The organism is Pseudofrankia saprophytica (assembly GCF_000235425.2).
Lineage (GTDB): Bacteria > Actinomycetota > Actinomycetes > Frankiales > Frankiaceae > Pseudofrankia > Pseudofrankia saprophytica.
In genome coordinates this window covers 7296510-7321901 of record NZ_KI912266.1, presented here as the reverse complement: position 1 = coordinate 7321901, position 25392 = coordinate 7296510, and the positions used below count along the sequence as shown (strand labels likewise).

22 protein-coding genes and 1 pseudogene are annotated in these 25392 nt (G+C 70.7%); 12 read left to right on the top strand and 11 right to left on the bottom strand.

The features are described from left to right. Positions 1-74: 74 nt before the first annotated feature. Together FRCN3DRAFT_RS0230855 and FRCN3DRAFT_RS0230850 are read left to right on the top strand one after the other, a co-directional pair. Complete coding sequence (locus FRCN3DRAFT_RS0230855; RefSeq protein ID WP_007509991.1) at positions 75-821, top strand: SDR family NAD(P)-dependent oxidoreductase; 747 nt, start codon at positions 75-77, stop codon at positions 819-821. A 75-nt stretch (positions 822-896) separates the two neighbouring features. Then, complete coding sequence (locus tag FRCN3DRAFT_RS0230850) at positions 897-1331, top strand: nuclear transport factor 2 family protein (RefSeq protein WP_007509989.1); 435 nt, start codon at positions 897-899, stop codon at positions 1329-1331. Between the two features lie 27 nt (positions 1332-1358). Here FRCN3DRAFT_RS0230850 and FRCN3DRAFT_RS0230845 read toward each other — a convergent pair whose 3' ends face one another. The 6 genes from FRCN3DRAFT_RS0230845 to FRCN3DRAFT_RS0230820 form a co-directional block, all read right to left on the bottom strand. Next, complete coding sequence (locus FRCN3DRAFT_RS0230845; protein WP_007509987.1) at positions 1359-2126, bottom strand: SDR family NAD(P)-dependent oxidoreductase; 768 nt, start codon at positions 2124-2126, stop codon at positions 1359-1361. After that, positions 2123-3157, bottom strand: a complete 1035-nt coding sequence (locus FRCN3DRAFT_RS0230840; protein WP_007509985.1) for a phosphotransferase family protein — start codon at positions 3155-3157, stop codon at positions 2123-2125. Before FRCN3DRAFT_RS0230840 ends, FRCN3DRAFT_RS0230845 begins: the two co-directional genes overlap by 4 nt. Next, positions 3154-4347, bottom strand: coding sequence for an acyl-CoA dehydrogenase family protein (locus FRCN3DRAFT_RS0230835; RefSeq protein ID WP_007509984.1), 1194 nt, complete (start codon positions 4345-4347; stop codon positions 3154-3156). The genes FRCN3DRAFT_RS0230840 and FRCN3DRAFT_RS0230835 overlap by 4 nt, the downstream gene beginning before the upstream one ends. Positions 4348-4423: 76 nt before the next feature. Then, positions 4424-5599: an acyl-CoA dehydrogenase family protein gene (locus FRCN3DRAFT_RS0230830; protein ID WP_007509983.1), complete on the bottom strand. Its 1176-nt coding sequence runs from the start codon at positions 5597-5599 to the stop codon at positions 4424-4426. Beyond that, positions 5583-6698 carry an acyl-CoA dehydrogenase family protein gene (locus FRCN3DRAFT_RS47105; protein ID WP_007509982.1) on the bottom strand — a complete coding sequence of 372 codons (1116 nt, stop codon included), beginning with the start codon at positions 6696-6698 and terminating at the stop codon, positions 5583-5585. The genes FRCN3DRAFT_RS0230830 and FRCN3DRAFT_RS47105 overlap by 17 nt, the downstream gene beginning before the upstream one ends. 125 nt (positions 6699-6823) lie before the next feature. Continuing rightward, positions 6824-8500 (bottom strand): class I adenylate-forming enzyme family protein, encoded by a 1677-nt coding sequence (locus FRCN3DRAFT_RS0230820; protein ID WP_007509981.1) that lies wholly within the window; start codon positions 8498-8500, stop codon positions 6824-6826. 367 nt (positions 8501-8867) lie between these two features. Between FRCN3DRAFT_RS0230820 and FRCN3DRAFT_RS47100 the strand changes: the two genes are divergently transcribed. The 6 genes from FRCN3DRAFT_RS47100 (at position 8868) to FRCN3DRAFT_RS0230790 (ending at position 15092) form a co-directional block, all read left to right on the top strand. Beyond that, complete coding sequence (locus FRCN3DRAFT_RS47100; protein WP_007509980.1) at positions 8868-10667, top strand: bifunctional 3-(3-hydroxy-phenyl)propionate/3-hydroxycinnamic acid hydroxylase; 1800 nt, start codon at positions 8868-8870, stop codon at positions 10665-10667. Further along, positions 10664-11533: an alpha/beta fold hydrolase gene (locus tag FRCN3DRAFT_RS0230810; protein WP_007509977.1), complete on the top strand. Its 870-nt coding sequence runs from the start codon at positions 10664-10666 to the stop codon at positions 11531-11533. The genes FRCN3DRAFT_RS47100 and FRCN3DRAFT_RS0230810 overlap by 4 nt, the downstream gene beginning before the upstream one ends. Then, positions 11530-12330, top strand: a complete 801-nt coding sequence (locus FRCN3DRAFT_RS0230805; protein ID WP_007509976.1) for a 2-keto-4-pentenoate hydratase — start codon at positions 11530-11532, stop codon at positions 12328-12330. Before FRCN3DRAFT_RS0230810 ends, FRCN3DRAFT_RS0230805 begins: the two co-directional genes overlap by 4 nt. Then, complete coding sequence (locus FRCN3DRAFT_RS0230800; RefSeq protein WP_007509974.1) at positions 12327-13265, top strand: acetaldehyde dehydrogenase (acetylating); 939 nt, start codon at positions 12327-12329, stop codon at positions 13263-13265. The genes FRCN3DRAFT_RS0230805 and FRCN3DRAFT_RS0230800 overlap by 4 nt, the downstream gene beginning before the upstream one ends. Next, on the top strand, positions 13265-14317 hold the full coding sequence (gene dmpG, locus FRCN3DRAFT_RS0230795) for a 4-hydroxy-2-oxovalerate aldolase (protein WP_007509972.1): 1053 nt from the start codon (positions 13265-13267) through the stop codon (positions 14315-14317). Before FRCN3DRAFT_RS0230800 ends, dmpG begins: the two co-directional genes overlap by 1 nt. Positions 14318-14381: 64 nt before the next feature. Then, entirely contained in the window at positions 14382-15092 is a 711-nt protein-coding gene (locus FRCN3DRAFT_RS0230790; RefSeq protein WP_232794204.1) for an IclR family transcriptional regulator, read from the top strand. A gap of 118 nt (positions 15093-15210) precedes the next feature. Here FRCN3DRAFT_RS0230790 and FRCN3DRAFT_RS54435 read toward each other — a convergent pair whose 3' ends face one another. The 3 genes from FRCN3DRAFT_RS54435 to FRCN3DRAFT_RS54430 all read right to left on the bottom strand — a co-directional run bounded on the left by FRCN3DRAFT_RS54435 (position 15211) and on the right by FRCN3DRAFT_RS54430 (position 17419). Continuing rightward, a complete protein-coding gene (locus tag FRCN3DRAFT_RS54435; RefSeq protein ID WP_007509968.1) occupies positions 15211-15375 on the bottom strand; it encodes a hypothetical protein in 165 nt (54 codons plus the stop codon). 1615 nt (positions 15376-16990) lie between these two features. Continuing rightward, complete coding sequence (locus FRCN3DRAFT_RS0230780) at positions 16991-17206, bottom strand: hypothetical protein (RefSeq protein ID WP_007509966.1); 216 nt, start codon at positions 17204-17206, stop codon at positions 16991-16993. Between the two features lie 54 nt (positions 17207-17260). Then, entirely contained in the window at positions 17261-17419 is a 159-nt protein-coding gene (locus tag FRCN3DRAFT_RS54430) for a hypothetical protein (RefSeq protein WP_157845278.1), read from the bottom strand. A gap of 244 nt (positions 17420-17663) precedes the next feature. Between FRCN3DRAFT_RS54430 and FRCN3DRAFT_RS0230770 the strand changes: the two genes are divergently transcribed. The 3 genes and pseudogenes from FRCN3DRAFT_RS0230770 to FRCN3DRAFT_RS0230755 all read left to right on the top strand — a co-directional run bounded on the left by FRCN3DRAFT_RS0230770 (position 17664) and on the right by FRCN3DRAFT_RS0230755 (position 22931). Then, complete coding sequence (locus FRCN3DRAFT_RS0230770) at positions 17664-18104, top strand: hypothetical protein (protein ID WP_007509964.1); 441 nt, start codon at positions 17664-17666, stop codon at positions 18102-18104. Between the two features lie 400 nt (positions 18105-18504). Next, positions 18505-21831: an AAA family ATPase gene (locus tag FRCN3DRAFT_RS0230765; RefSeq protein ID WP_007509963.1), complete on the top strand. Its 3327-nt coding sequence runs from the start codon at positions 18505-18507 to the stop codon at positions 21829-21831. A 206-nt stretch (positions 21832-22037) separates the two neighbouring features. Next, positions 22038-22931: pseudogene (locus tag FRCN3DRAFT_RS0230755) on the top strand (IS982 family transposase). Positions 22932-23062: 131 nt separating this feature from the next. On the opposite strand, the gene FRCN3DRAFT_RS0230750 reads toward FRCN3DRAFT_RS0230755, so the two are convergent. Beyond that, on the bottom strand, positions 23063-23281 hold the full coding sequence (locus tag FRCN3DRAFT_RS0230750) for an SAM-dependent methyltransferase (RefSeq protein ID WP_007509959.1): 219 nt from the start codon (positions 23279-23281) through the stop codon (positions 23063-23065). 330 nt (positions 23282-23611) lie between these two features. Between FRCN3DRAFT_RS0230750 and FRCN3DRAFT_RS0230745 the strand changes: the two genes are divergently transcribed. Next, positions 23612-24016, top strand: a complete 405-nt coding sequence (locus tag FRCN3DRAFT_RS0230745; protein WP_007509957.1) for a hypothetical protein — start codon at positions 23612-23614, stop codon at positions 24014-24016. 275 nt (positions 24017-24291) lie between these two features. Here the strand turns inward: FRCN3DRAFT_RS0230745 and FRCN3DRAFT_RS0230735 are convergent, their stop codons facing one another. Continuing rightward, on the bottom strand, positions 24292-25320 hold the full coding sequence (locus FRCN3DRAFT_RS0230735; RefSeq protein ID WP_007509953.1) for an alpha/beta hydrolase: 1029 nt from the start codon (positions 25318-25320) through the stop codon (positions 24292-24294). Between the last annotated feature and the right edge of the window lie 72 nt (positions 25321-25392).

The following is a 25392-nucleotide window of genomic DNA, read 5'->3' as shown; positions in this document are numbered from 1 at the left end:
CGCAAAGTGTCGACTTCGACGTCAAACTTCGCCAACGGGTGCGCCCGTCGGACTTCGTGAGGTAGAACACGGCCATGACGGGACGGTTCGACGGCAAGGTGACGCTCATCACCGGCGCTGGGTCCGGCATGGGCCGCGCCATCACCATCCGGCTGGCGAGCGAGGGCGCGTCGGTGCTCGCGGTCGACATCGACGAGGGCTCACTGGCCGAGACCAAGGGGTTGGCGAGCGGGACGGTGTCGGTCCGGGTCGTCGACGTCGCGGACCCGGCCGCGTGCGCCGAGGCGGTGGCGGCGGCGGTGTCGGAGTTCGGGCGCCTCGACGTACTGGGCAACGTCGCCGGGATCTACCGCCCGGCGCACACCACCGAGACGTCGGTCGAGCTGTACCGGCGGACGCTGGCGGTGAACCTCGACGGCCCGTTCTTCCTGTCGCAGGCCGCGATCCCGCACCTGCTGGCGGCCGGCGGCACGATCATCAACATCGCGTCCAACGCCGGGGTCCAGGGCGTTCCCTACTCGGCGGCCTACGCCGCGAGCAAGGGCGGCCTCATCCAGCTGACGAAGTCGCTCGCGGTCGAGTTCATCAAGACGCCGCTGCGGGTGAACGCGATCGCGCCGGCCGGCACCCTGACCAACATCGCCAGAACCGTGACGTTCCCCGAGGACCGGGACCCGGACCTCGCCCGCCGGATGGCCGGCTACCGCGGCGTCGCCATGCCCGAGGAGATCGCGGCGCTGTTCGCCTTCCTCGCGTCGGGCGAGGCGAAGTCGATCACCGGCGCCGTCTACGCCGTCGACAACGGCCTGACCGTCAGCTGACCGTCGGCCGGAGGGGCGGAGGAGGGGCGAAAACGCTCTTCCTCGCGCCTCTGGCGAACATTACGAGGAGCATCGATGGACCTGCAGGCGCTCGCCGACAAGCTCGAGATCCAGGAGCAGCTGGCGCGGTATGCCCGTGGCGTGGACACGAACGACTTCGACCTGTGGAAGTCGGTGTTCACCCCCGAGGCGGTCATCGACTACACGTCGACGTCGAGCACGCTGCCCGTCGGCAAGCGCGACGAGATGGCGGCCTGGCTCGAGCGGGGCCTCGGCCAGACACCCTGGAAGATCCACTACGTCACCAACGTGGAGATCGACCTCGACGGCGACCGCGCCAAGGTGATCGCCCAGTTCTACAACCCGATGCAGCTGCCCGGCCTGGCCGAGCCGAGCTTCTGCGGCGGCTACTACTTCCATGACTTCGTGCGCACGCCGGACGGCTGGAAGAGCGAGAAGCTCACCGAGAAGCTCGTCTGGTTCGTCAACAAGCCGGCCGACGTGCGCTGACCAGGGCCACGGCGGTCGTGGGCTCGGTCAGTGGCCGCTCATGCCGCCGTCTACCGCCAGGGTCGTTCCGGTGATGAACGAGGCGCCGTCGCCGGCGAGGAACACGACGGCGGCGTCGAGCTCGTGCTGCTCGCCGAGCCGGCCCAGCGGGCTGGTGTTGGTGATGAACGTCATCAGCTGGTCCTGCGGGATGTCCGCGGTCATCTCGCTGGCGAAGTAGCCAGGCGCGATGGCGTTGACCCGGATTCCCTTGCGGCCGGACCACTGCTGCGCCAGGTCGCGGGTCAGGCCGATCAGCCCGGCCTTGCTGGCGGCGTAGGCGGCCTGCGGGGCGTAGGACTTGACGAGTCCGAGGACGCTGGAGATGTTGATGATGCTGGAGCCTGGTCGCATCACCCGGGCGCACGCCTGCGCGGCCCAGTAGGCGCCGTTGAGGTTCACGTCGATGACCTGGCGGAACTCGTCGGGCTTTTCGCGCAGGGCGGGCACCGCGGTGCCGATGCCGGCGTTGTTGACCAGGATGTCGACCCGGCCGAACTCGGCGACCGCCGCCTCGGCGAGGGCGGTGCACTGGTCGGGGTCGCTGACGTCGGTGGCGACCGTGAGCGCTCGCCGCCCCGTCGCCCGCACCTCCTCGGCGATCTTGTCGAGCCGGTCGGCCCGGCGGGCCGCGAGGACGACGTCGGCGCCGGCCTGGCCGAGCGCGCGGGCGAAACCGGCGCCGAGACCGGAGCTCGCGCCGGTGACGACGGCGACCCGGCCGTCCAGCCGGAACAGGTCCAGAACGTTGATCATGACTTGGCTGGTTCCCTTCCGAGCGCGCGAAGGCCGGCCGCGGCCAGCGGCGCCGTCGCCTCGCCGACCAGCTCGAACCCGTCGCCGCGGGTCACACCTTGCAGGTAGCGGGCGTAGATGCCCTCCGCGATGACCGCCACCTTGAAGTAGCCCAGCGCGAGGTAGAACGCGAAGTTGCTCAGGTCCCGGCCGGTGAGCGTGGCGTAGCGGTCGAGCAGGGCGTCCGCGCCGGGCAGCCGCGGGCTGGTCGACGCCGCGGAGCCGGCGAGCACCGGGGCGAACGCCGGGTCCGAGTAGGCGATGTGCACGCCCAGGTCGGCGAGCGGGTCGCCGAGCGCGGCCATCTCCCAGTCGACGACCGCTCGGATGACGGCCGGGTCGTCGGGGGACAGGATCACGTTGTCGACGCGGAAGTCGCCGTGCAGGACCGACGCGCCGGACTCCACCGGCTGGGTCGCGGCGAGCCCCGCGTGCAGGGCGTCGATGTCGGGCAGTTCCCGGGTGCCGACCCGTCGCCACTGGTCGTTCCACCGCCGGATCTGGCGGCCCAGATAGCCCTGCGGGCGGCCGAACGCCCCCAGGCCGATCGCCTCGGGGTCGAGGGCGTGCAGCCGGGCCAGCACGTCGATCAGCGCGTACGCGCAGCGGTCGATGTCCGCCTGGGGCAGGGCGTGCAGCTCGTCCTCGGTGCGGATGACCGGTCCGGTGACGTACTCGACGAGGGCGAAGGGCACGCCCAGCGTCTCGCCCTCGTCATGGGCGACGGCGTTGGCCACGGGGACGTCGGTCCCGGACAGCGCCGCCATCACCCGGTACTCGCGCAGCACGTCGTGCGCCGACGGGGTGAGCCCGCCCAGCGGCGGCCGGCGCAGCACCCAGCGCGACGTCCCGTCGGTGAGCAGGTAGGTCAGGTTCGACCGGCCTCCGGCCAGGAGCCTGGCGTCCAGGTTGCCCTGGAACTCAGGCACCTGAAGGGCGAGGAACCGCTCAAGCGCGGGAAGGTCGAGCCCTTCGACGGCGGTGGGGCTCATCGGGCCGCCGCCGGGGTGTGCCGGCGCAGGACCCGGCGGGCGATGGCCCACCGGTGCGTCTCGGACGGCCCGTCGTAGATCCGGAACGGGCGAACCTCACGCAGGAACCGGCCGAGCGGGATGTCGCCCGAGACCCCGAGCGAACCGCAGATCTGCAGCGAGCGGTCCACCACCCGCCAGATCGCCTCGGCGCAGAACGTCTTGGCTATCGCCGTCGACTGGGCGCCCGAGCGGCCCTGGTCCAGCTCCCAGCTCGCCTGCAGGATGAGGCCCCGCGCGGCGGCGATGTCGATCTCGCTGTCGGCGATCATCTGCTGCACCATGCCCAGCTCGCCCAGCCGGGAGCCGAACAGCTCGCGCTCGCCGGCCCGGCGGACCGCGATGTCGCGGGCATGGTTGGCGATGCCGAGCCAGCGCATGCAGTGCGTCATCCTGGCCGGGCCGAGGCGGACCTGCGCGTAGCGGAATCCCTCGTCGACCTCGCCGAGCACGGCGTCGTCGGGCACGTCGCAGTTGTCGAAGAGCACCTCGGCGTGGCCGCCGTAGAAGGTCTGGTCGAGGGTCTCGATGTGCCGCACGATCTTCATGCCGGGGTTGTCCGCGTCGACCAGGAACATCGTCGCGCCGCCCTCGGCCCCAGGCTCGCCCGACGTGCGGGCCATGCAGATCGCGAACCCCGTGCCGTCGGCACCGGTGATGAACCACTTGCGACCGTTGATGCGCCACCCGCCGCTGATCCGCTCGGCACGGGTGGCCAGCGCGCGGGGGTCCGAGCCGGCTCCCGGCGCGGGCTCGGTCATCGCGAAGCAGGACCTGATCTCGCCGGTCGCCAGCGGGCGAAGGTAGCGCTCCTTCTGCTCCGGCGTCGCGATCAGCTCCAGCATGTGCATGTTGCCCTCGTCGGGAGCGGCGATGTTGAGGGCGAGCGGGCCGAGCAGGGCGTACCCGGCCTCCTCGAACACGGCGGCCCGGCCGCGCATGTCGAGCCCGTGACCGCCGTACTCGGCGGCGACGTGCGGGGCGAACAGGCCCGCGCCGCGGGCCGCGTCCTGCAGCTCGCGGCGCACCGCCTCCGACGGCGTGCCGGCCGGGTGGCGCGCCTCGACCGGGAGCACCACCTCGCGGACGAACCGCGCGGTCCGCTCGGCGAGGTCGGCGACGGCCGGTTCGGGGGAGAGGTCGATGGTCATGAGGCTCCTCAGTGCTTCCGAGGGTAGGGGCCGCCGGAGGTGCGAAGGAGGGGCATTTTCACACCTCCTTTGGCCCTCAGCCGCGGGGCAGGCCGAGCACCCGCTCGGCGATGACGTTCCGCTGGATCTCCGACGTGCCGCCGGCGATCGTGCCCCCGAACGTGCGGGCGTACCGCTCGAACCAGCTGCCGAGATAGTCCATCGCGGTCAGGTGCGACTCCGGGCCGGTGCGTGTCGGGTGGTCGAGCGCCGCGATGCCCGCCGCCTCGAACGCCGCCTCCGTGCCTGCCTGCGCCGCCTCGGACCCGAACAGCTTCAGCACCGACAGGGCGGCGACGTCCTGCTCGCCGCGGTCCTCCCTGGAGAGCGCCGCCGACCCCATCCAACGCAGCGCGTGGGCGTCCATCACCAGGGTGGCGTAGCGGTCCTTGTCGAGCGTCGTGACCGGGTGGAAGTCCTCGACCAGGTCCGCCAGTCGCTCGGCGAACAGCATCCACAGCAGGGTGCGCTCATGCCCGAGCGAGCCGTTGGCGACCTTCCAGCCGCCGCCCAGCTCGCCGATCAGGTTCTCCGCCGGCACGCGGGCGTTGTCGAAGAAGACCTCGTTGAAGTCAAGGTCGTCCGGGCTGGTGATCGACCCAAACGGCCGTCGGGTCACCCCGGGGGTGTCGGTCGGGATCAGCAGGACGCTGATGCCCTTGTGCTTGGGCGCGTCCGGGTCGGTGCGCACGAAGGCCAGCAGGACATCCGCGTCGTGCGCGCCCGACGTCCACACCTTCTGCCCGTTGACGACGAAGTGGTCGCCGTCCAGGATCGCCCGGGTTCGCAGCCCGGCGAGGTCGGAGCCGGCGCCCGGCTCGCTCATCCCGAGGGCACCGGTGATCTCGGCGCGCAGGAGCGGCACCGCCCAGCGGCGCTTCTGCTCCGGCGTGCCGAAGGTCAGTACGGAGGCCGCGATGATGCCGACGCCCTGCGGGTTGAAGCTGTGGGTGATCCGCCGCTTCGACAGCTCCTCGCGGTGGACGTACTGCTGGAGGATGGTCGCGCTCCGGCCGCCGAACTCGGGCGGGTTGCCGGGCAGCAGCCAGCCGGCGTCGAACTGGAGGCGCTGCCAGCGCCGGGCCCACTCCGGCACGTCGGCGCTGGAGCGCGACGCGCGGTCGGCCTCGTCGGCGCTGGGCGCGTTCGCATCGAGGAACGCCACGAACTCGGCGCGGAACTCCTCGACGTCGTCGTCAAACGTGAGCCGCACGGTGCTCGCCACCCTTCTCAGGAGCGCTGACGGAGGTATGCGAATGATCTTCTTTCGCACCTCCGGCGGCCCCCGTCCCCGGAGTCACTGACAGGCTTCCCTCGGCGACCAGGGATCGGTGCTCCTCGGCGATCAGAGATCGGTGCTCGTCCGCCCCGCCGAGGAGGGCCTCGCCGGCCTTGGCCCGCTTGAGGGCGAACTGGAGGTCGTTCTCCCAGGTGTAGCCCATGCCGCCGAACAGCTGCAGGCCGTGGCGGAACACAAGCGACTGGCATTCGCCGGCCGCCGCCTTCGCCATCGAGGCCGCGAGCCGGCGCCGCGGGTCGTCTTCCGCGATGGTCAGTGCCGCGAAGTAGGCCAGGGCCCGGGCGCGCTCGATCGCCACGTGCATGTCGGCCGCCTTGTGCTTGACCGCCTGGAACGAGCCGATCGGCACGCCGAACTGCTGGCGGGTCCTGGCATGGTCCAGCACCAGGTCGAGCACGCGCTGGCTGGCGCCGACCATGGTCATCGCCAGGCCGGTGAGGGCGTGCTCGCGGGCCTTCGCCGGGTCGGCGCCGGTCCGCGCGTCGGCGGTGACCCGGATGCCGGTCAGCGTGACCTCGGCGACGTGCAGCAACGGGTCGAAGATCGCGGCCCGCCGGGTCGTCACCGACGCGGCGGGGACGGCGAAGACTCCCTCGGTGGTGACGACGGCGAGCCAGTCGGCCCGGTCGCCGTCGAGCACGCGGTGCGCGGTGCCGTCGAGCACCCAGCCGTCGCCGTCGCGGCGGGCCGTGATCCCCTCGTGGACCGCGGTGCCGGTCTGCGTCGGCTCGGCGACGTCGGGTGCCAGCGGCACGAACTGGCTCATCGTCGCCAGGAACGGCGTCGGGTCGACGGCCCGGCCCAGCTCCTCCAGGACGATCCCGAGCTCGACGGTCTCGCTGGGATCGACGAGCTGGGTCCAGCCGAGGCTGGCGTAGGTCCGCCACAGGCCATCGGTGTCGGCCCCCGTGTCGGCGACGGCGCGGACCAGCGCGGGTGTGCACTCCTTGGTGAGCACGTCACGGACGGTGCTCTGCCATAGCCGTTGATCCTCGTTGAACTCAGACAGCATCCCGACCTCCGGAGTGGAACGCCGAGCAGATCAGGACATACGCCACCACGAGTTACCCTCCTACCGCACCGCGCTCTCGACGCGCGCAAGAACAGGACTTTCAACACATGCGGGAAAGGCGCAGGTCAGCGCCGCTCCGTCAGCCGCGGGCCCGGCTGCTCGCGCAGCACCGCCCGCTGGATCTTTCCGGTCGCGGTCTTCGGCAGCGCCGGGATGATGACGACGCGCCGCGGCCGCTTGTACGCCGCCAGGCGCTCCTTCGTGAAGGCGATGAGCTCGTCCTCGCTGGCCGTCGCGCCGGGGCGCAGCGAGACGTAGGCGGCCACCTGCTCGCCGCGGTACTCGTCCGGGAGGCCGACCACCGCGGCCTCGAAGACCGCCGGGTGCTCGTAGAGGACGTCCTCCACCTCGCGCGGCCAGACCTTGAAGCCGGAGGTGTTGATCTGGTCCTTGATCCGGTCGACGAGGTAGATCCAGCCCTCGGCGTCCATCACGGCCACGTCGCCGGTGTGCAGCCGGCCACCAGGCAACGCGTGCGCGGTCGCCTCGGGGTTGCGCCAGTACCCGGGAACCACCTGCGGCGCGGTGAAGACGAGCTCGCCCTCGGCGCCGGGCGGCTGGGACCTGTCCTCGGCATCGATGATCTCGACCGTCACGTTCGGCGCCGGGACGCCGATCGAGAGCGTGCCGCTCGGCTGGTGCACGGGGGCGGTGGCGCCGGGCGGCACGGCGATGCCGCCGCCCGTCGTCTCCGTCATGCCCCAGATGTTGTGCAGGTAGGGGCCGAAGCGGGCGCGGAACGCCTCGATCGTCGACGGCGGGATCGGCGCTCCGCCGGAGTAGAGCAGCCTGATCGTCCGGAAGTGCTCGGGGCCGGCCGCCGGCACCTGGAAGAAGGCGTTGAAGGCGGTGATCGAGCCGATCGTCGTGGTGACCCCGTGCTCGCGGAAGGCGTCGAGGACGACCGCGGGGTCGAAGCGCCCGCTCATGCTGAGGGTGGCGTCGTTCAGCAGCGCGATGCCGGCGTTGAGCGAGAGGCCGGTGATGTGGAACAGCGGCGCGATGGCGAACGAGACGTCGCCGGGTTCCAGGCCGAGCCAGTCGCCGTAGTTCAGCACCGCGTGCAGGTAGTTGCGGTGGGTGTTCAGCGCGCCCTTCGGCGGGCCGGTGGTCCCCGACGTGTAGGTGATGAACGCGGTGTCGTCGAGCTCCACCGCGACCGGTTCGGGGCGCTGCCCGCGCCGCGCGGCGAGGATGGCGCCGAGGTCGCCCTCCGGCGAAGGCGCCGGCTCCACCGGGTCCGGGAAGGCGCGTGGATCGTCGCGGGTCTGGAAGTCGCGCGACGAGGCGGAGAGCACCCAGCCGACCGTGCCGCCGGCGAGCGTCTCGCGGACCTCGGCGTCCGTGCCCCGGGCCGCGATGACCCCGGTGGTGCCCGAGTCGTCGATCAGGCGGCGCAGCTCCGGCCCGCGGTACATCGGGTTGAGTGGGACGGCGGTGGCGCCGGCCTTCCAGATCGCGAGCAGGCTGATCGGGTAGTAGGGCACGTTCTGCAGGTAGATGCCGACCCGGTCGCCCCGCCTGATGCCCCGGGCCTGGAGTTCGGCGGCCAGCGCGTCGGCGTGCGCGTCCAGCTCGGCCGCGGACAGCGAGCCGTCGAAGTAGCGCACCGCGGCCCGCTCGGGGTTCGCGGCGACCCGGGCCCGCCACGCCTCGACGACCGACCCGTGGGTGATCTCCGGCGAGGGGTCGACCCGCGCCGGGTACAGGGCCAGCCAGACAGGCAGGGGACCGGTCGACATCGATCACGTCCTCGGTGAGGGGGAGCCTCGTCCGTGCGTCCGGCCCGCGGGGTCATCGGGGGACGCACCGGCTGGGACGCCCGGGCAGGGTTGACGCGTCGGGCGCACGTTACTAGATTTTTCGCAGTTATTGAATATCTGGTTGCATATACTGCACGCGGTTGCCCGCTGTGCGGCGTCGTCGACTGCACGACGTCGTCTGCCGCGCTAGGGCACCTACTGCACAGCGTCGTCTACCGACACAACGGCGTCATCTACTGACACAGTTGCCGATCGGCGATGATCAGCACGGTGCCGATCACGGCGGCGGGTGAGCGCGCTGCGCGACACCCGCCGCACCCGGCACCCGCCTACCCGAGGAGTCGAGGTGTCCACTCAGGTCGGCACGGCACAGCCTGGCTCGCCGCTGCCCGCGGGCTCGGCGGACGTCGACGTCGCCGTCGTCGGCGCGGGCCCCTCCGGGCTGATGACCGCCAACCTTCTCGGCCTCTATGGGCTGCGCGTCGTGGTCCTCGAGGCGGGCCCGGCGCTCATCGACTTCCCCCGCGGCGTCGGGATGGACGACGAGACGCTGCGGACCTTCCAGGCGGTGGGCCTGGCCGACGACGTCCTGCCGCACACGATCCCGCACCAGGTGCTCGCCTTCGTCGACGCGAAGCAGCGCGACCTGGCCCGGCTCGCGCCGCCGACCGCGGAGTTCGGCTGGCCGCGGCGCAACGGCTTCGTCCAGCCGCTGGCCGACCGGGTGCTGTTCGAGGGCCTTGGGCGCTTCGACAACGTCGACGTGCGCTTCTCGTCCCGGGTCACGGGCTACGCGCAGGACGCCGACGGCGTGACCATCACCGTCGAGACGCCGGACGGCGAGCGGACGGTGCGGGCCGCCTACGCCGTCGGCGCGGACGGCGGCGCCAGCGTGACCCGCGAGACGCTGCTCGGTCTGCGCTTCGACGGCAGCACCGCCGACGCGCAGTGGTTCGTCATCGACATCCGCAACGACCCGCTCGGCCGCCCCGGCGCGTACGTCTGCTGCGACCCGAAGCGGCCCTACGTCTCGATCAGCATCCCGCACGGCATCCGCCGGTTCGAGTTCATGCTCAAGCCCGGCGAGACCGAGGCGGACGCGATGGCCGACGAGTTCCTCACCCGGCTGCTCGCGCCGATCATCCCGCCGACCGCGAAGGTCGACGTCATCCGCCGCCGGGTCTACAACCACCACGCCCGGCTCGCGGAGCACTTCCGCGTCGGGCGGATCTTCCTCGTCGGCGACGCGGCGCACATCATGCCGGTCTGGCAGGGGCAGGGCTACAACAGCGGCATCCGCGACGCGCTCAATCTGTCCTGGAAGATCGCGATGGTGCGCCAGGGGCTGGCGGGAGACCACCTGCTCGACACCTACGAGTCCGAGCGGCGCGACCACGCCCGCGCGATGATCGACCTGTCCCGCCGGGTGGGCCAGGCGGTCTCCGTGACCAACCGGTTCGCCGCGTTCGCGCGCGACCTGTTCTTCCGGGGACTCTCCGCCATCCCCAAGGCGAAGACCTACATCGTGACGATGAAGTTCAAGCCGATGCCGACGATGCGCGAGGGCGCGCTGACCCGGGTCGGCTCGGTGAGCGAGCCCAGCCCGGTGGGGCGGCTGTTCATCCAGCCGACCGTGAGCACGCGCGCCACCCCGTCGGCCAAGCTCGACGACGCCCTCGGCCCCTGGTTCGCCCTCGTCGCGTGGAACAACGACCCGCGTCAGATCCTGGACGACGACGCGCAGCGCAGGCTGGCCGGCGCCGGTGTCCGCCTGGTGGAGGCCCGCCCGGCCGTGCAGCTGCGCTGGAACGTCCCGACGCCGGACGGCGGCGAGCCCGACGACTCGGTGCTGGTCGTCGGCGACCTGGACGGCGCGCTCAAGCGCTGGTTCGACGCGCACCCGGAATCCGTGCTGTTGTTGCGTCCAGACCGCATCGTGGCGGGCGCGAGCGCCGCGCACGCCGCCTCTGACATGGTCAGGGCGTTCGGGGCCACCATCGGCATCCCCGAGGCGGTGGCCGCGGCGGTGCCGGAGGTGCCCGAGGCGGTGCCCGCTGTGGCCGCGCTGAGCGACGCGGTGGCCGCGCCGCCCGAGGCGGCGCCCGCCTCGGCGGCGACGGAGCCCGCGCTGAAGGAGAACGCATGACGCTGTGGACGGACCTGGCCGGCCTGGACTACACGGTCCGCCATGTTGACGTAGGGCACTGGTCGACCCGGGTGCTGGAGTGCGGTGCCGGGGAGCCGTTCGTCTTCATGCATGGCACCGGCGGGCATCTGGAGGCCTTCACCCGTAACCTGCGCGCCCTCAGCGCCAAGTACCGGGTCATCGCCTACGACTACCCGGGGCACGGGTGGACGACGACCACGACCAAGGACCTGGAGATCGACGACTACATCGATCACCTGGTCGGGCTGCTGGATGTCCTCGGCCTGGAGCGCGTTCACCTGTCGGGTGAGTCGCTCGGGGGCTGGGTCGCGGTCAAGTTCGCCGCCCGCTATCCCGAGCGCGTCGGTCGGCTCGTCCTCAATACCCCCGGCGGGACGATGGCTACGCCCGAGGTGATGGAGCGCATCCGGTCGCTGTCCCAGGCCGCGGCCGACGACCCGAGCGAGGAGCGCATCCGCGCCCGGCTGTCGTGGCTGATGGCCGACCCGGCCGCCTCGGTCACCGACGAGCTCGTCGCGATCCGCCGTGGCGTCTACAGCCGGCCCGGCTTCGCCGAGTCGATGCGACACATCCTTTGCCTGCAGGACCCGGAGGTCCGCCGCCGCAACCTCGTCGCCGACGAGGAGCTGGCCGCGATCACCGCGCCGACGCTGGTGGTCTGGACCAGCGACGACCCCTCCGGCCCGGCGAAGGCCGGCCTCGACATGGCCGAGCGCATCCCAGCCGGGGAGTTCCGCCTCATCAAGAACGCCGGCCACTGGCCCCAGTGGGAGCAGCAGGAGGAGTTCGACACGATCGCGCTGGAGTTCCTCGGGCGGGACAGCTTCCTGGGGCGGGACCGATGACCGCCACCACGACGTCCGTCGAGGCCGCCGCCGACCGGCTGGAGCTCGCGACCGCGTCCGGCATCCCCTGCGCCCCGATCACCGACCTGGTCCCCGCCGGCGACATCGACGCCGGCTACCAGGTGCAGCGGCGGCTCACCGAGCGCCGGCTCGCGGCGGGGGCGCGGATCATCGGGCGCAAGATCGGCCTCACGTCGGTCGCGGTGCAGACCCAGATCGGCGTCGACCGGCCCGACTTCGGCGTCCTGTTCGACGACATGAGCTACGCCGACGGCGAGCTGATCCCCGTCGGCCGGCTGTTGCAGCCGAAGGCCGAGGCGGAGGTCGCCTTCCTGCTCGGGCGCGACATCGACGACGCCTCCGACCCGGCGGCGGTCCGCGCCGCGGTGGAGCTGGCGTTTCCCGCGCTGGAGATCGTGGACAGCCGGATCGCGGACTGGAAGATCGGCATCACCGACACGGTCGCCGACAACGCGTCCTCCGGCGTCTTCGTGGTCGGCGCGGCGGGAACGCCGCTCGACGAGGTGGCGCCCATCGACGTGACGATGACGATGCGCCGCGGCGACGAGGTCGTCTCGACCGGCACCGGCCGCGACTGCCTGGGTGACCCGCTGAACGCGCTGGCCTGGCTCGCCGCGACCCTGATCGAGGTCGGGACGCCGCTGCGCGCGGGCGACCTCGTCCTCTCGGGTGCGCTCGGCCCAATGGTCTCCGTCTCGCCCGGCGACGTCTTCGTCGCCGACATCGCGCCGCTCGGCGCGGTGACGGCCCGGTTCTCAAGAAAGGACGAGGGATGACGGAGAAGACGGGGGTCGCGATCGTCGGCTCCGGCAACATCGGCACCGACCTGATGATCAAGATTCTGCGTGGGTCGACGAACCTGCGCGTGGTCGCGATGGTCGGCATCGACCCGAACTCGGACGGCCTCGCCCGCGCGGGCCGCCTCGGCGTCGCCACGACGGCCGAGGGCGTGGCCGGGCTGATCAAGATGCCCGAGTTCGGCGAGGTGGAGATCGTCCTCGACGCCACCAGCGCCGGCGCGCACATCGCGAACGCCAAGCTGCTGGAGCCCTACAACCTGCGCCTCGTCGACCTCACCCCGGCCGCGATCGGCCCCTTCGTGATCCCCGCGGTGAACTTCGAGGACCACCTCGACGCCCCGAACATCAACATGGTCACCTGCGGTGGCCAGGCCACGATCCCGATCGTGGCGGCGGTGTCCCGGGTGACCGAGGTGCCCTACGCCGAGATCGTCGCCTCGGTCTCGTCGAAGTCGGCCGGGCCGGGGACCCGGGCCAACATCGACGAGTTCACCGAGACCACCGCGCACGGCATCGAGCAGGTCGGCAAGGCCCGGCGCGGCAAGGCGATCATCATCCTCAACCCGGCCGAGCCGCCGCTCATCATGCGCGACACCGTCCTGTGCCTCATCGGCGGCGCCGACCACGAGCGGGTGCGGGCCTCGATCGAGGAGATGGTCGCCTCGGTGGCGACCTACGTCCCGGGCTACCGGCTCGTGCAGAAGGTCCAGTTCACGCCCGTCGACCCGGCCGAGGTGGCGACCCTGCTGCCCGCGGGCGCCGGGCCGGTCGACACCAAGGTCTCCGTGTTCCTGGAGGTCGAGGGCGCGGCCCACTACCTGCCCGCCTACGCGGGCAACCTCGACATCATGACCTCCGCCGCGATGCGCGTGGCGGAACGGATTGCCCAGCGCGCGAAGGCGGCGGCGTGATGACTGACTCCGCGACTACCGGCACCACGACGCCGGCCCCCACCGCGAAGCCCTACATCCAGGACGTGACGCTGCGGGACGGCATGCACGCGCTCCGGCACCGGATCACGCCGGAGCTGGTCGGCCGCATCGTCGACAACCTCGAGGCCGCTGGCGTCGGCGCGATCGAGATCGCGCACGGCGACGGCCTCGGCGGCGCGAGCCTGAACTACGGCCCGGGCAGCAACACCGACTGGGAGTGGATCGAGGCGGCCGCCGCGCACGTGAAGGACGCCGTCCTCACCACGCTGCTGCTCCCCGGCGTCGGCACGATCCACGACCTGCGCCGCGCCCACGACATGGGCGTCCGCTCGGTCCGGATCGCCACGCACTGCACCGAGGCCGACGTGGCCGCGCAGCACATCGCCGAGGCCCGCAACCTCGGCATGGACGTCTCGGGCTTCCTCATGATGGCGCACATGATCGGCTCGAAGGAGCTGGCCGAGCAGGCGCTGCTGATGGAGTCCTACGGCGCGCACTGCGTCTACATCACCGACTCCAGCGGGCGGCTCACGGTCAACGACATCCGTGAGCGGGTCCGTGCCTACCGCGAGGCGCTGCGGCCCGACACGCAGATCGGCATCCACGCGCACGAGAACCTCTCGCTCGCGGTCGCGAACTCGGTGGCCGCCGTGGAGGAGGGCGCCTTCCGGGTCGACGCCTCGCTGACCGGCCTCGGCGCCGGGGCCGGCAACGCCCCGATCGAGGCGTTGATCGCGGTGGCGAACATCCTGGGCTGGGAGACCGGCTGCGACCTGTTCGCGCTGCAGGACGCCGCGGAGGACATCGTCCGCCCGCTGCAGGACCGGCCGGTGCGCGTCGACCGTGAGACGCTGACCATCGGCTACGCCGGGGTGTACGGCAGCTTCCTGCGCCACGCCGAGATCGCCGCGGCGACGTACGGGGTGGACGCCCGCGAGATCCTCCTGGAGGCCGGCCGGCGCAAGCTCGTCGGCGGCCAGGAGGACATGCTCACCGACATCGCGCTCACCCTGCAGGCCCGGGCATCCTGAGCATCGGCATCGTCACAGCGCGCGCCGGCAGGGCGGCGCCGCGGCCGAAACTATGCTGAACAGCGTGCCGGAGTTGACGGCGAGCACGCCGAGCAAGGTGCGCGACGGGAACCAGACCCTGGCCAGGGGGCTGCGGGTGCTGCTCGCGATCGCCGACTCAAAGCAGGGGATGACCGTGCAGCAGGTCGGCGACATGCTCGGCGTGCACCGGTCGATCGCCTACCGGGTGCTGCAGACCCTGGTCGACTTCGACCTCGCCGCCCGCAGCAGCGAGGGCACCTACATCCCGGGCGCCCGCCTCGCGACCCTGGCCGAGGCGTTCCTGCCCACCCTGCGCGACGCGACCGGCCCGGTCATGCGGTCGCTCGCCGACCGGCTGCAGTCGACGGTCATGCTCTTCGTCGCGCAGGGCGAGGACGCGGTCGCGATCGCGATGACGGAGCCGACGACGGCGTCGCACCACCTGGCCTTCCGGCCGGGCATGCGCACACCGCTCACCCTGGGCGCGGCCGGCTACGCCATCCTGGCGTCCGACCCGCCCGCCGTGGGCGAGCCCGAGGAGGTCGCGGTGGCGCGCGATCGCGGCTTCGCCCGCAGTCACGCGGAGGTCGAGGCCGGCCAGTACGCCGTCGCGGCCTGGATCCCGATGACCGGGACCACGACCCGCGCCTGCCTGAACCTCATCACCTACCGCGAGGACGTCGCGGAGGCCGCCGGCCCGGAGATGCGCCGCGCCGCCGACAAGGTCGCCCACTCGCTACGCCGCCAGGCGTGAGCCGGGGCGGCCCGCGACCACCGCCCGCCCAAGGAACGCCCCTGTCGAGATCGCGGAACCGCCCCCGCCTCGGCGGTCGGCGGTCGGCGGTCGTCCCAGGTGGGACGACCGCCGGCTACTAGTAGTACTGCGAGCAGCTCCCCGCGGCGGCCACGGTGGCGTCCTGCGCCTCCCTGGTCGACAACGCCGCCCACGCCGCCGCGGAGTACCGCTGCTGAAGACCCGCCAGGACGCAGTTGCACCAGTCCGGGCTGTTGCCGCCGACGTTGATGCAACTTGACACGAAGCCTCCGAGTGACGGCTGCGATCCGCCGGCAGGGGCGGCGGTGGTCGGCGGTGGCGGTGGCTGGCTGGGGGCGGCTGCCGCGGCGGCGGTGGTCGGCTGCGGTTGTGGCTGGTTGGCGGCGGCCGCTGGAGCGGCCGTGGTCGGCTGTGGCTGTGGCTGGTTGGGCGCGGCTGGGGCGGCCGCGGCTGCCGCGGCGGCGGTGGTCGGCCGCGGTTGTGGCTGGTTGGGAGCGGCCGCGGCGGCCGTGGTCGGCCTGGCCCTGCTCGGGGTGGCCGCGGCGGCGACGGCTGGCCGGGTCGCGCGGGGGGTGGGGGTAACGCGTCGGGTCGGGACAGCCCTTGTCGTCGGGACAGCGCTTGGGGCCGAGGCCGCGCTCGATGAGGGGGCCGTGCTTGGGGCCGGGGCAGTACCGGGGTCCGTGGCCGTGGTGGAAGCAAGGGACTCGGCGGGCGTGGTCGCCGGGACCTCTGACGAGGTCAGTTCGGCGTCCTGGCTACAGGAGGTCAGCGTCATGCCGACGCCGGCCAGCAGGACCAGCGACGTCACGGTCCCGGCGGTCGACAGGGCGAGTCGCCTGCGCCTGGACGGTCGCGAGCCGTCGCCGAGGCGGACGCCCGAGCCGAGATCGTGCCGCCGAGGGCCGGTGGGCTCAGCGGGAGGATCCTGCCGGGGCCCGGGCCGACCAGGCGGCGAGGCAAGGCGCGTCGCGTCGCCCTCGTCTGGTTCTGACGCCCTCTCGAACTCGACCATTGGCCGTTGACCGCCCCACCTAAAAATGGGCGCCCGATATTTACGGTACGCCGCAGAGATGACACTTATAGCACTCGGCTGTGGCACTTGGCGCGGCAGGCCGAGCAGCCCGACCTCGCCCTAGCCGGCGTCGGGAAGACCGTCAGCGCTTGGCTTTCCGGCGTACCACCTGACCCCGGTATTTGCCCGCGAGACACCTGGCCGCCGAACGATCCGCCGTCGGAGCGTGAAGTGCCGCGAGCGGTCGTCAGACCACTGAACACCAACGGAAAGACACGGGACAGCGCTGACGAGGCGACGCGACAGCGAGTCTTGGCTTCAGCGACGACCAGATCGACTGGGTGCCGGATTCGCGCGGTCGGCGGAAGCGCGGCCCTTGCCCCGCGTGACACGTCCAGCAGCTGGCCCGTCGTGACGGCGGACCTGCACCTCCCAAAGATGGTCTGGTCACCCGGTTCGGCTCGTCAGAACTGGCCAAGCTCCCGCACGGGCAGCGCCGTACCGGCGACTCCCTCGTCGCGAAGATCGCGACACGCGCGCGATTGCTGGTCAGGCCGGAACATGAACCGGTAGCAGCGCGCCAGCCCCACTCAAGATCTCACCAGATCGTTGGGCCGTTCATGATCTGGTGGGATTTTCGGAGTCCCGGCTCCGAAAATCCCACCAGATCATCGACTGTTCAGGGTGGCCACCGCTGCCGGCAGGCTTGTCATGGTCAACGCAGCGCTCTTCAATCGGGAAGAAGCGGCCTGGTGTGGTAGAGATCAACACTTGGTCTGCGCAACCACACCAAACGCCACCCTCGATTTTGGGCAAGGCCTCCACCTGCGCGTTGGCGGCGACTACGACCTGCGGGTTTTCCTCAGGAGCGGCCGGGTTCGCGGTTGAGCTCGTGGCAGGTTCGGAAGTCGAAGAAACGCAGGCCGTCGATCACGGCGCCAGACTGGATCTCCTGCTGGGTCCAGGGGTGGGCGGAGTAGTCGTCCACCGCCACGCCGCCGTGGTCAAGTAGTAGTAGTGAGATCATCTTGTGGACCTCGGCGGTGCCGTCGATTCGGCTGGAGATGTCGATCGTCACGGCCCAGGTGGGGTGGTATCCGACAGCCCCTTCGACGACGGCGACGTCGTCGGGCTACCAGTCGATGAAGAGGTGTCCAGTCTGCTCGTCATCGATGTTGATGTAGAGGTTGCCGTCCAGCGTCCACGGATGGCGTTGCTGGTTCAGGAGTCGATCGAGTAAGGCGATGGTCTCTGCTCGCTTACCCGCCGGGAAGGCGAACACAGTGCGCACGGATCGGACTCTAGCCAGGCAGTTCGGTTCGGTGGCACCCACGAGCATTCAACTCGTGCGGCGTCCTCCGATTGGCGGCAGGAACGGCGTTGGCGGGCTGGCGCGCCGGGCCTTCGCCAGCACGATCGGTACCACCCCTGGGTTGCACACGCGAGAACGGCTCCACAGCCGACCGTTGAAGGAGACGCGGTCTCGGGCTGGCAGAGATCCACTCCGGGGATCGGTCTGGTGCCAGGATTGGTCGGTGCCTCTGGACGACTACTTCTCGGCTCCCGATGACGCGACAGCTCTTCGGGTGCTGGATCAGCTGGGCGGACCGGACCCGGTGTTGTTTGACGCGCTCGATCTCAAGAACCTCGACCCGCATCTCGCGGTGGGCAGCTTGGAAGCCGTCCTGACCGGCTGCACCCATGAAGAGGTAAGACACCGACCCCGTTTCTGCCAGTTGATTTCGTCGCCGGATGACGAGGGACAGTGGGTCGTGACCGTGACGGACAGCCTGCGTGACGCCTTGGCCGCGGTGGTTCCCGAAGATCTGCCCGAGCTCGCGTTCGCCTGGTCGGACGACTACGGGCACCCGGGTCTCACCCCTGAAGGCGCACTGGCGGTGCTACTCCAGCTGGCCGCCCTGGCCAGCCGGGCGCACTCAGCGGGTGACCATCTGTACTGCCGGATGGCCCTGTGACAGCGTTCTGACCACCGTGGGCCTGCTGCCGACTCCGAACGACCGCCACCGAGTCCGAGCCGCCGTCACCTCTCAGCGGCGCGCCCGGGCGGATCGGCGGACGACGGGGCCGTCCCTACCTGCCAAGATTAGATGAGACAGGCGGGTTCGGCGCGAACGCTACCGGGTAGACAAAGGTCCTCGTCGAGGAAGGTCAGGTTGGACGGTCCTCCGTGCAGGGATCTCGGCCTCGACGAGCGCGGCTGGCTAGGGCGCCGGGATCATCGCGCCGCCGATCAAACGACGCAAGCGACATCGACTGTGGACCTGGCAGATTTCGTACTGCTAAGATGATGATATTGGCGGCTTGTTAGCTGGCAATCTGTCGTTTCACAATCTGTCGTTTCACCCGGGAGTCGGCGTGGCCCTGCCCGTTCATCCTGTCCGGCCGGGCAACGAAGATCGGCTGGCCGGTGGGACTCTCGTACGCCTTCAGGTCCTTGGTCCGTTGCGGGTGTGGTGCGACGGTGTCGAAGTGAATGCCGGTCCCCGGCAACAGGCTTATCTGCTGGCCTTGCTGCTGGCCCGGGTGGGCAGGCCGGTCAGCACGAGCGAGCTGATGGACCTGATCTGGGACGACGAGGTCCCCGGCAGTGCGCTCAACGTCATCCATAAATACGTCGGCGCGTTGCGGCGACTGCTCGAACCCGCGGTCCCCGCCCGTACAAACGGTTCCTACCTGCACCGCCGCGGAAACGCCTACCTGTTCACCGCAGCCCCCGGCACCCTTGATCTCGTCACCTTCCGGGAACTCGTCGAGACGGCCAAGGAGGCCCTCGCACAGCAACGCCTTGAATTGGCGCTCGATCGCTATGTTGAATCGCTCGGCCTCTGGCGGGGCCGTGCGGGCGACGGTTTCACGCACAGGTCAACCGCGCTGCCGATCTTCGCCGCCATCGACGACGAGTTCTACGCCGCGTGCACTGAAGCGGCCGAACTGGCCGTGTCGCTGCGCCGACCGGCACGGGTGCTGACGGCGTTGCAGCTGGCCGCATCGATGGCGCCGTTCCACGAACCCGTCCAGACCAGCCTCATCTCCACCCTCGGGGCGGCGGGACGTCAGGCGGAGGCAACGTCGTTGTTCCGCGAGGTCCGCGCCCGCCTTGCCGACGAGCTCGGTATCGATCCTGGCCCGGAACTGCAAGCCGCACACCTGCGAGTGCTGTCGCAGCCCTCGGCGTCGCCGCTCGTGGCGCGTACGGACGGTGGGGGTGACGGCGCGTCGGTGCGAACGGCAGCTGGGCTGGTCGGCCGAGCCGAGGAACTCGCCCTACTGCGCCAATCCGTCGAGATGGCATTCACCGGCAGCCCAGCGCTCCGCATCGTCGAAGGCGAGCCGGGCGTGGGCAAGACCCGCCTGGTGCGAGAGATCGCCACCGAAGCGAGCCGGCGGGGCGCGCTGGTCGTGTGGGGTTCGTGTCTGGAAGGCGACGGAACACCGTCGATGTGGCCCTGGGAACAGACGCTCCGCCCGATTCTCGACAGCCTGCCCGCGCCGTTGCGGGAGAAGTGGCTCGCCAGTGAGGTCGGCGACCTCCTCGAATCGCGAGACGACGATTATGCGGCCGCGCCGGCGATTCTCGACAGCGGTGCGCAGTTCCGTCTGTTCGAGCAGGTCGTCACCGTCGTCGGGCAGGCCTCGGCGCCACGGCCCATGCTGCTGATCGTCGATGACCTGCAGTGGGCCGATGCCGCCTCGCTCCAGCTGTTCGGCCACCTGGCGGGCCGCCTGCCGGCCGGCACGGTGATCATCGGTGCGCTGCGCGATCGCGCACCCACACCCGGCTCCAGCCTGTCGCGGGTGCTGGCTGAGGCCAGCCGGCAGCCCGGCCACCGCAGGATCCGGCTCGGCCCGCTCGGCTTGACCGACGTGACCGAGCTCATCCGCCGCGAAACCGGCCACGATCCCGGTGCCGAGGTCGCCCGCGACATCCATGTCCGCACCGCTGGCAATCCGTTCTTCGTCCAGGAGCTGTCCCGGCTGCTCGGCGACGGCGGCTCGCTCGGCGACGGCGGCGCATCGCCACGGACCGGAGTGCCGGGCACCGTGCGAGACGTCGTCCGTGATCGGATGACCGGTCTCGACGACAGCGCTCACGGCCTGCTGCGCATCGCCGCGGTCATCGGCCGCGACGTGGGCCTCGACCTGCTCGCCCGCGCGATCGGCGTCGACATCGCGGACTGCCTCGAACGCCTCGAACCGCTGCAAGCACTCGGTCTCCTGGAGACCAAGCCGGAAGACCCTTTCTCGTGGCGCTTCGCGCACGACCTGGTCCGCGAGTCGGTCACCGAGACCACTGCGCGGCAGCAGGCCGTCCAGCTGCATCTGCGCGTCGCCGACGCCCTCGAAGACATCCATGCGGACGACGAGTCCGTCGCCGAACGCCTCGCCTACCACCTGCGGGGCGCCGGTCCCCTGGCCGACCCGGGGCGCACCGCGAAGGCACTGGCGCGCGCCGGTCGCCGCGCGGCGACCAAGCTCGCGTTCGCAGCCGCCTATCGGAACCTGGAATCGGCCGTCCAGATCGCCCGGACGGCAGGGCTGCTGGAGCTGGAACTGTCCGTCCTGTCGCTGCACAACCTCCTCGCCGTCGAGCCCCCGGGAATGGGTGGCTCGACGTACGATCTGTTGGAACGGGGCGCATATCTTGCCGGCAAACTCGGCCGCGAGACGGCCGCCGCCGAGTTTCTCTTTTTTCGAATGACCGGGGCCTACGTCAACACCGAGAAAGACCGTGGGATGTGGGCTCGCCGGCTGCATGAGCAAGGCCAGGCGTCCGCGGACCCGATCATCCAGGCGTACGGCCGGCAGGCCTGGGGCCTGCACAATTGGGACATCGGCGACATCGGCTCGGCGTATCAGTGTTTCAGCTGGCTAGGTCATACGACTGTGGACGGCGTTGCCTCGCTGCTCGCGAACTCGGCCGACCCGCACCCAGGGCCGGCTCAGGAAAGCCTGTATCACCTCGCCGGCCAGGTCGGGGGTGCCCCGATTCGACGCCGCCACGACCTCGGGCGTTGGCGGATCCCGGACGAGTGGTTCGGTTATCTGGCCGTGATCACCGCGCTGCAGGGCGATGTCGAGACGGCGCGGTCCCTGCTCGGCACGGTGTACCAGGCCGAGGGAGACACCTTTGAGATGTCGGGCTGGACCCGCTACCAAACCATGGCCGCCTCGATGGCCGGTGACGCGGCCTGGGCGATGCACGCGACCGAGCGGTGGGTCGCGGCCGACGCCGACCTTCCCGGCGTCGCGCAGGAAGCCTACATACGGCTGGACTGGTACTGGGCCCGTGCCCTCACCGGCGACGACCCGGCCGGCAACGCGGCCAAGGCCGAACATCTCCTGGCCGCGACCCTGGACGACCCGCCACGATGGGGCCTCGCCTACTGGTACGGACTGATCGCCGAGATGTGGCTGGCAGCCGAGATGCCCGACAAGGCCGCGACCGCCCTCGACCGGGCCGACCAGGCCATCAGGGCCCACGGCCAGCGCTATGCCGAAGGACTTCTCCTGTTGCTGCGCGCGCGCCTGCTGCACGCCCGCGGCGAACCCGTCGACGTCGTACGAGCCGCCGCCGCCGAAGCCCGGGTGCGATCCGGCGAACGGGGGGCCCACCTCTTCGCCCGCCGCGCCGAGAGGTTCCTGGCCGATCTCGAGACGCAGACCGGCGTGGCAACCGGATGAAGGGCCGGCTACGCGTCTCGGAGCAGGCCCAGGTCGGCCAGGCTGGCCGCGGTGTCCAGGATCGTCTCCTCGATCGGCTGGGGCGGCCAGCCCAGGACCTCGCGTGCTTTCGCGCTTGACGCCCGGCGGGCCACGCCTAGACGAGTAAGTCCTAACTCTGGGCGGGCTGTGGCCGGGCATGGAGAGAGGGCCTCCAAGGTCGAGTTGTGACGCAAGGCATGGAGACCCTCTTGACCGCACTGTACGTGAAGATCGATGACCGGATTGGAGCGAGGCGGCGGGCCGGGCGGCCACCGAGGCTGAGCGACTCCGAACTCGTCTGTCTCGCGGTCGCTCAGGCGTTGCTCGGTCACCGCTCGGAGGCGCGCTGGTTGCGCCACGCCCGTAAGCATCTGGCGGGGAGGCTTCCCTACCTGCCGGTCCAGTCCGGCTACAACCGGCGACTGAGGGCGGCGTTGCCCCTGGTCAAGGATGTGATCCGGACGGTTGCCGCGGACAGCGACTTCTGGTTCGACAACCACTGGATCACGGACGCGACTCCGGTTCCCTGCGGGATGTCCCGCCCGACCGTGCAGCGGTCGCAACTGGCTGGCTTGGCCGGCTACGGCTACTGCGCGTCGCACTCGCGGTTCTACTGGGGACTCAAGCTCTACCTGGTCTGCACCCCGACCGGCATGCCGATCCTGTGGGCACTGGCCACCCCGAAGATCGGGGAACGTGAGGTCCTCGCCGCGATGCTCGACCGCGACGCCGCCCTGATCACCGGGCGGGGCCGGATCCTGCTGATCGCCGATAAGGGACTCGCCTCGAAGGATCTCGAGAAGGCCCTCGCGAGCGAGACATCGACCTCTGCTTCGCCCCCACCGCAAGGACGAGGACATCCGTCCCGGCGAACCGATGCTCAAGAAAGTCCGCCAGCTTATGGAGTCGATCAACGACACCCTCAAAGGGCAGCTCGACCTGGAACAACTGGCGGACGCACGCCCGAGGGCGTCGGGGTCCGGGTCGCCCAGCGACTGTTGGCGATGGCCGCGGCGATCTGGCACAACAACAAGACCGCCGCACCCATCACCCGCTCCCTGATCGCCTACGACCACTGACCAGACTTCGGACTTACTCATCTAGGCGGCGTGACCTCCGGTGTACTGCGGCCAAGCGGTGCGCCATGTGCGACGCGGGGTTGGACCAGAACCTGGCCTGACTGAGAAAAGCTCCTGGTGAGACGCGCAACCTACGCCAACACGATTGGGTCGTTGTCCGCGTACAGCACCCGGGCATCCGGCGCGATCTCGACGGAGACGACCAGATACCAGAAGGCGACGTCGACCGACAGCAGCGCGATGGCGCCTCCGGACAGCAGCCATGCGGTGGCCCACCACCACCCCCACGTGGAGGTCACGTCCCGGCCCAGGCCGCCCAAGAAAGCCACCGAGGCCGCCGCCAACAGCACGAGGAATCCACGAACCGGGCCGCGCCTCCGTGCGAAGAGTGCCCCGCGGCCTCGGCCAGGGCGACGCCAACCATCGCTGTTCGCATGAATCACCTGCCGGAACGGGCACGGCACCACGTGTCATTGCCAGCGTCCTTCGAGCTGGAGCCGCCGTCCAGACATGCGTCAGCGGTCCGCCGGCCGCGGGGTCAGGATTTGCGGCCAAGGGCCCGTAGACGCTTACCTGAGCCTCGGTCGACTCGCCGCCCTGGGCGTCGGGCCGGGTCAGGACGCCCGAGGCTCGGGCATTCGTCGAGCCCGTTCCCCACCCGCCCACTCTGCCGGCCCGGTATGATCATGGGCTACCGGTCGGTCAGCATCGAGGGGGCGGAAATTAGAACCAAGGAACGTTCTCCCATCAAGATGCTCGCCGTGGGTATCGTACTTCTTGGGCTCTTTTTCATCGCGATCGGCCTCAAGAGTCAGGCTGATCAGAACTCCCCGGTCACCTGCGACGGCAAACTCATGAATCGCGGTGATACGTGTATCGTTACCTACAACGGATCGACCAGCAGGGCCGATTACGATGAGATGGCGCATCGCAAGGAAAGCGCCAGCTCCGACGCTTTCGTTGTTGGTCTGCCAATAGTGATGGTCGGGGTAGTTGTCTTTTTGGTTGGTCAGGTGGTCGAGATGCGGAACGCCAAGGAACTCGAGCGCATCCGGATGGCCCGCCGACGATCCGGCAAAGGATAATTTTCTCCAATCTGGACGCCGAGACCTTCGATGCCCAGAATCGGATCAGAGGCGGCCCGATTGCCGCGCATGCTGGTGATAAGCCCGACCGGGACCGGCCGCGCCCGGTGGGCCGTCCGCTGGAAGCCCGTGATCGACGCCGTGGCGATCACCTTCCGTGACCGCTGGCCGTCCGCCGAGACCTACTGATCTGTCAAAACTGCCGGAAACGCCGATCACGGGACACGCCTGTACCTGGCTGTCATCGGCGACCTGACCTTCTCCGTGGGTCGGCACTACTCCGCAGCGGTGAAGGCGGCTGCCAGGGCGGCGTAGACGTCGCGCAGGAGCTGGGCGGTGCGGGGGGTGCGGGGGATGGCGCCGAAGCCGCCGTGGATGACGCCGGGGTAGACGTGCAGCTCGGTCGGGACGCCGGCACGGGACAGCCGGGCCGCGTAGTCGAGGTTCTCGTCGAGGAAGGCGTCGACGTCGCCGATGCTCAGGAAGGCGGGAGCGAGGCCCGAGAGGTCGGTCGCGCGGGACGGCGCCGCGGTCGGCGGGACGTCGTCGCCCGCGAGGCCGCCCAGGTACGCCTCCCAGGACAGCCGATTGGCGCGCAGGTGCCAGAGGCCCCAGTGGCCCGGATCCTCGATCGCGCGGATCGACGGGGTGAGCTCGCGGTCGTCGAGCATCGGGTAGATGAGCAGCTGCAGCGCAGGCTGTGCCTGGCCGGTCTCGCGCAGCCGCAGGCAGAGCCCGGCGGCCACGCCGGCGCCGGCGCTCGCGCCGCCGATCACCAGGCGTTCCGGGTCGACGCCGTACGCCGCCGGGTCCTCGACGAGCCGGCGCCAGACCGTCTCGGCGTCGTCCAGACCCTCCGGGTACGGGTGCTCCGGGGCCAGCCGCCAGTCGACCGAGACGACCGCGCAGCCGAGCTCGATCACCATCCGGTCGAGGCGGTCGTCGTTCTCGTCCAGGTTGCCCATGATGTAGGCGCCGCCATGCAGCCAGAGCAGGCAGGGAAGCGGGGCGCTCCCGGGACCGGGGTCGGAGCCGGCCGGGCGGTACCAGCGCACCGTCACGTCGGGACGGCCGTCGACGCCGGGGATCTTCTCGTCGAGCCGGGTGACCTGTGGTTTCGGCGGCGCCGGGGGAGCGGCGACCGCCCCGTAGGAGGTGCGGATCGTGTCGACCGAGGTCAGGTCCCAGCGGGCCAGCCGGTCGAGGACCACCACGGTCCCGGGCTCCACGCGCGCGTTCACGTCGATGGCAGGCTCCGGCGGCCCCACCGGGGCGGCATCTGCGGGCACGGAGTCCTCAGACACGGGTGTCCTCCCGTCGGTGGGTGATCGTGACTTACGTGTCGCCGTGGTCGGGTTCGGGGCTGGAACACGACC

What these genes read in the sequence shown, in the direction of transcription:
- FRCN3DRAFT_RS0230855 (WP_007509991.1), top strand. Translation starts at nt 75, where the DNA reads ATGACGGGACGGTTCGACGGCAAGGTGACGCTCATCACCGGCGCTGGG.
- FRCN3DRAFT_RS0230850 (WP_007509989.1), top strand. Translation starts at nt 897, where the DNA reads ATGGACCTGCAGGCGCTCGCCGACAAGCTCGAGATCCAGGAGCAGCTG.
- FRCN3DRAFT_RS0230845 (WP_007509987.1), bottom strand. Translation starts at nt 2,126, where the DNA reads ATGATCAACGTTCTGGACCTGTTCCGGCTGGACGGCCGGGTCGCCGTC.
- FRCN3DRAFT_RS0230840 (WP_007509985.1), bottom strand. Translation starts at nt 3,157, where the DNA reads ATGAGCCCCACCGCCGTCGAAGGGCTCGACCTTCCCGCGCTTGAGCGG.
- FRCN3DRAFT_RS0230835 (WP_007509984.1), bottom strand. Translation starts at nt 4,347, where the DNA reads ATGACCATCGACCTCTCCCCCGAACCGGCCGTCGCCGACCTCGCCGAG.
- FRCN3DRAFT_RS47105 (WP_007509982.1), bottom strand. Translation starts at nt 6,698, where the DNA reads ATGCTGTCTGAGTTCAACGAGGATCAACGGCTATGGCAGAGCACCGTC.
- FRCN3DRAFT_RS0230820 (WP_007509981.1), bottom strand. Translation starts at nt 8,500, where the DNA reads ATGTCGACCGGTCCCCTGCCTGTCTGGCTGGCCCTGTACCCGGCGCGG.
- FRCN3DRAFT_RS0230810 (WP_007509977.1), top strand. Translation starts at nt 10,664, where the DNA reads ATGACGCTGTGGACGGACCTGGCCGGCCTGGACTACACGGTCCGCCAT.
- FRCN3DRAFT_RS0230805 (WP_007509976.1), top strand. Translation starts at nt 11,530, where the DNA reads ATGACCGCCACCACGACGTCCGTCGAGGCCGCCGCCGACCGGCTGGAG.
- FRCN3DRAFT_RS0230800 (WP_007509974.1), top strand. Translation starts at nt 12,327, where the DNA reads ATGACGGAGAAGACGGGGGTCGCGATCGTCGGCTCCGGCAACATCGGC.
- dmpG (WP_007509972.1), top strand. Translation starts at nt 13,265, where the DNA reads ATGACTGACTCCGCGACTACCGGCACCACGACGCCGGCCCCCACCGCG.
- FRCN3DRAFT_RS0230745 (WP_007509957.1), top strand. Translation starts at nt 23,612, where the DNA reads ATGATCATGGGCTACCGGTCGGTCAGCATCGAGGGGGCGGAAATTAGA.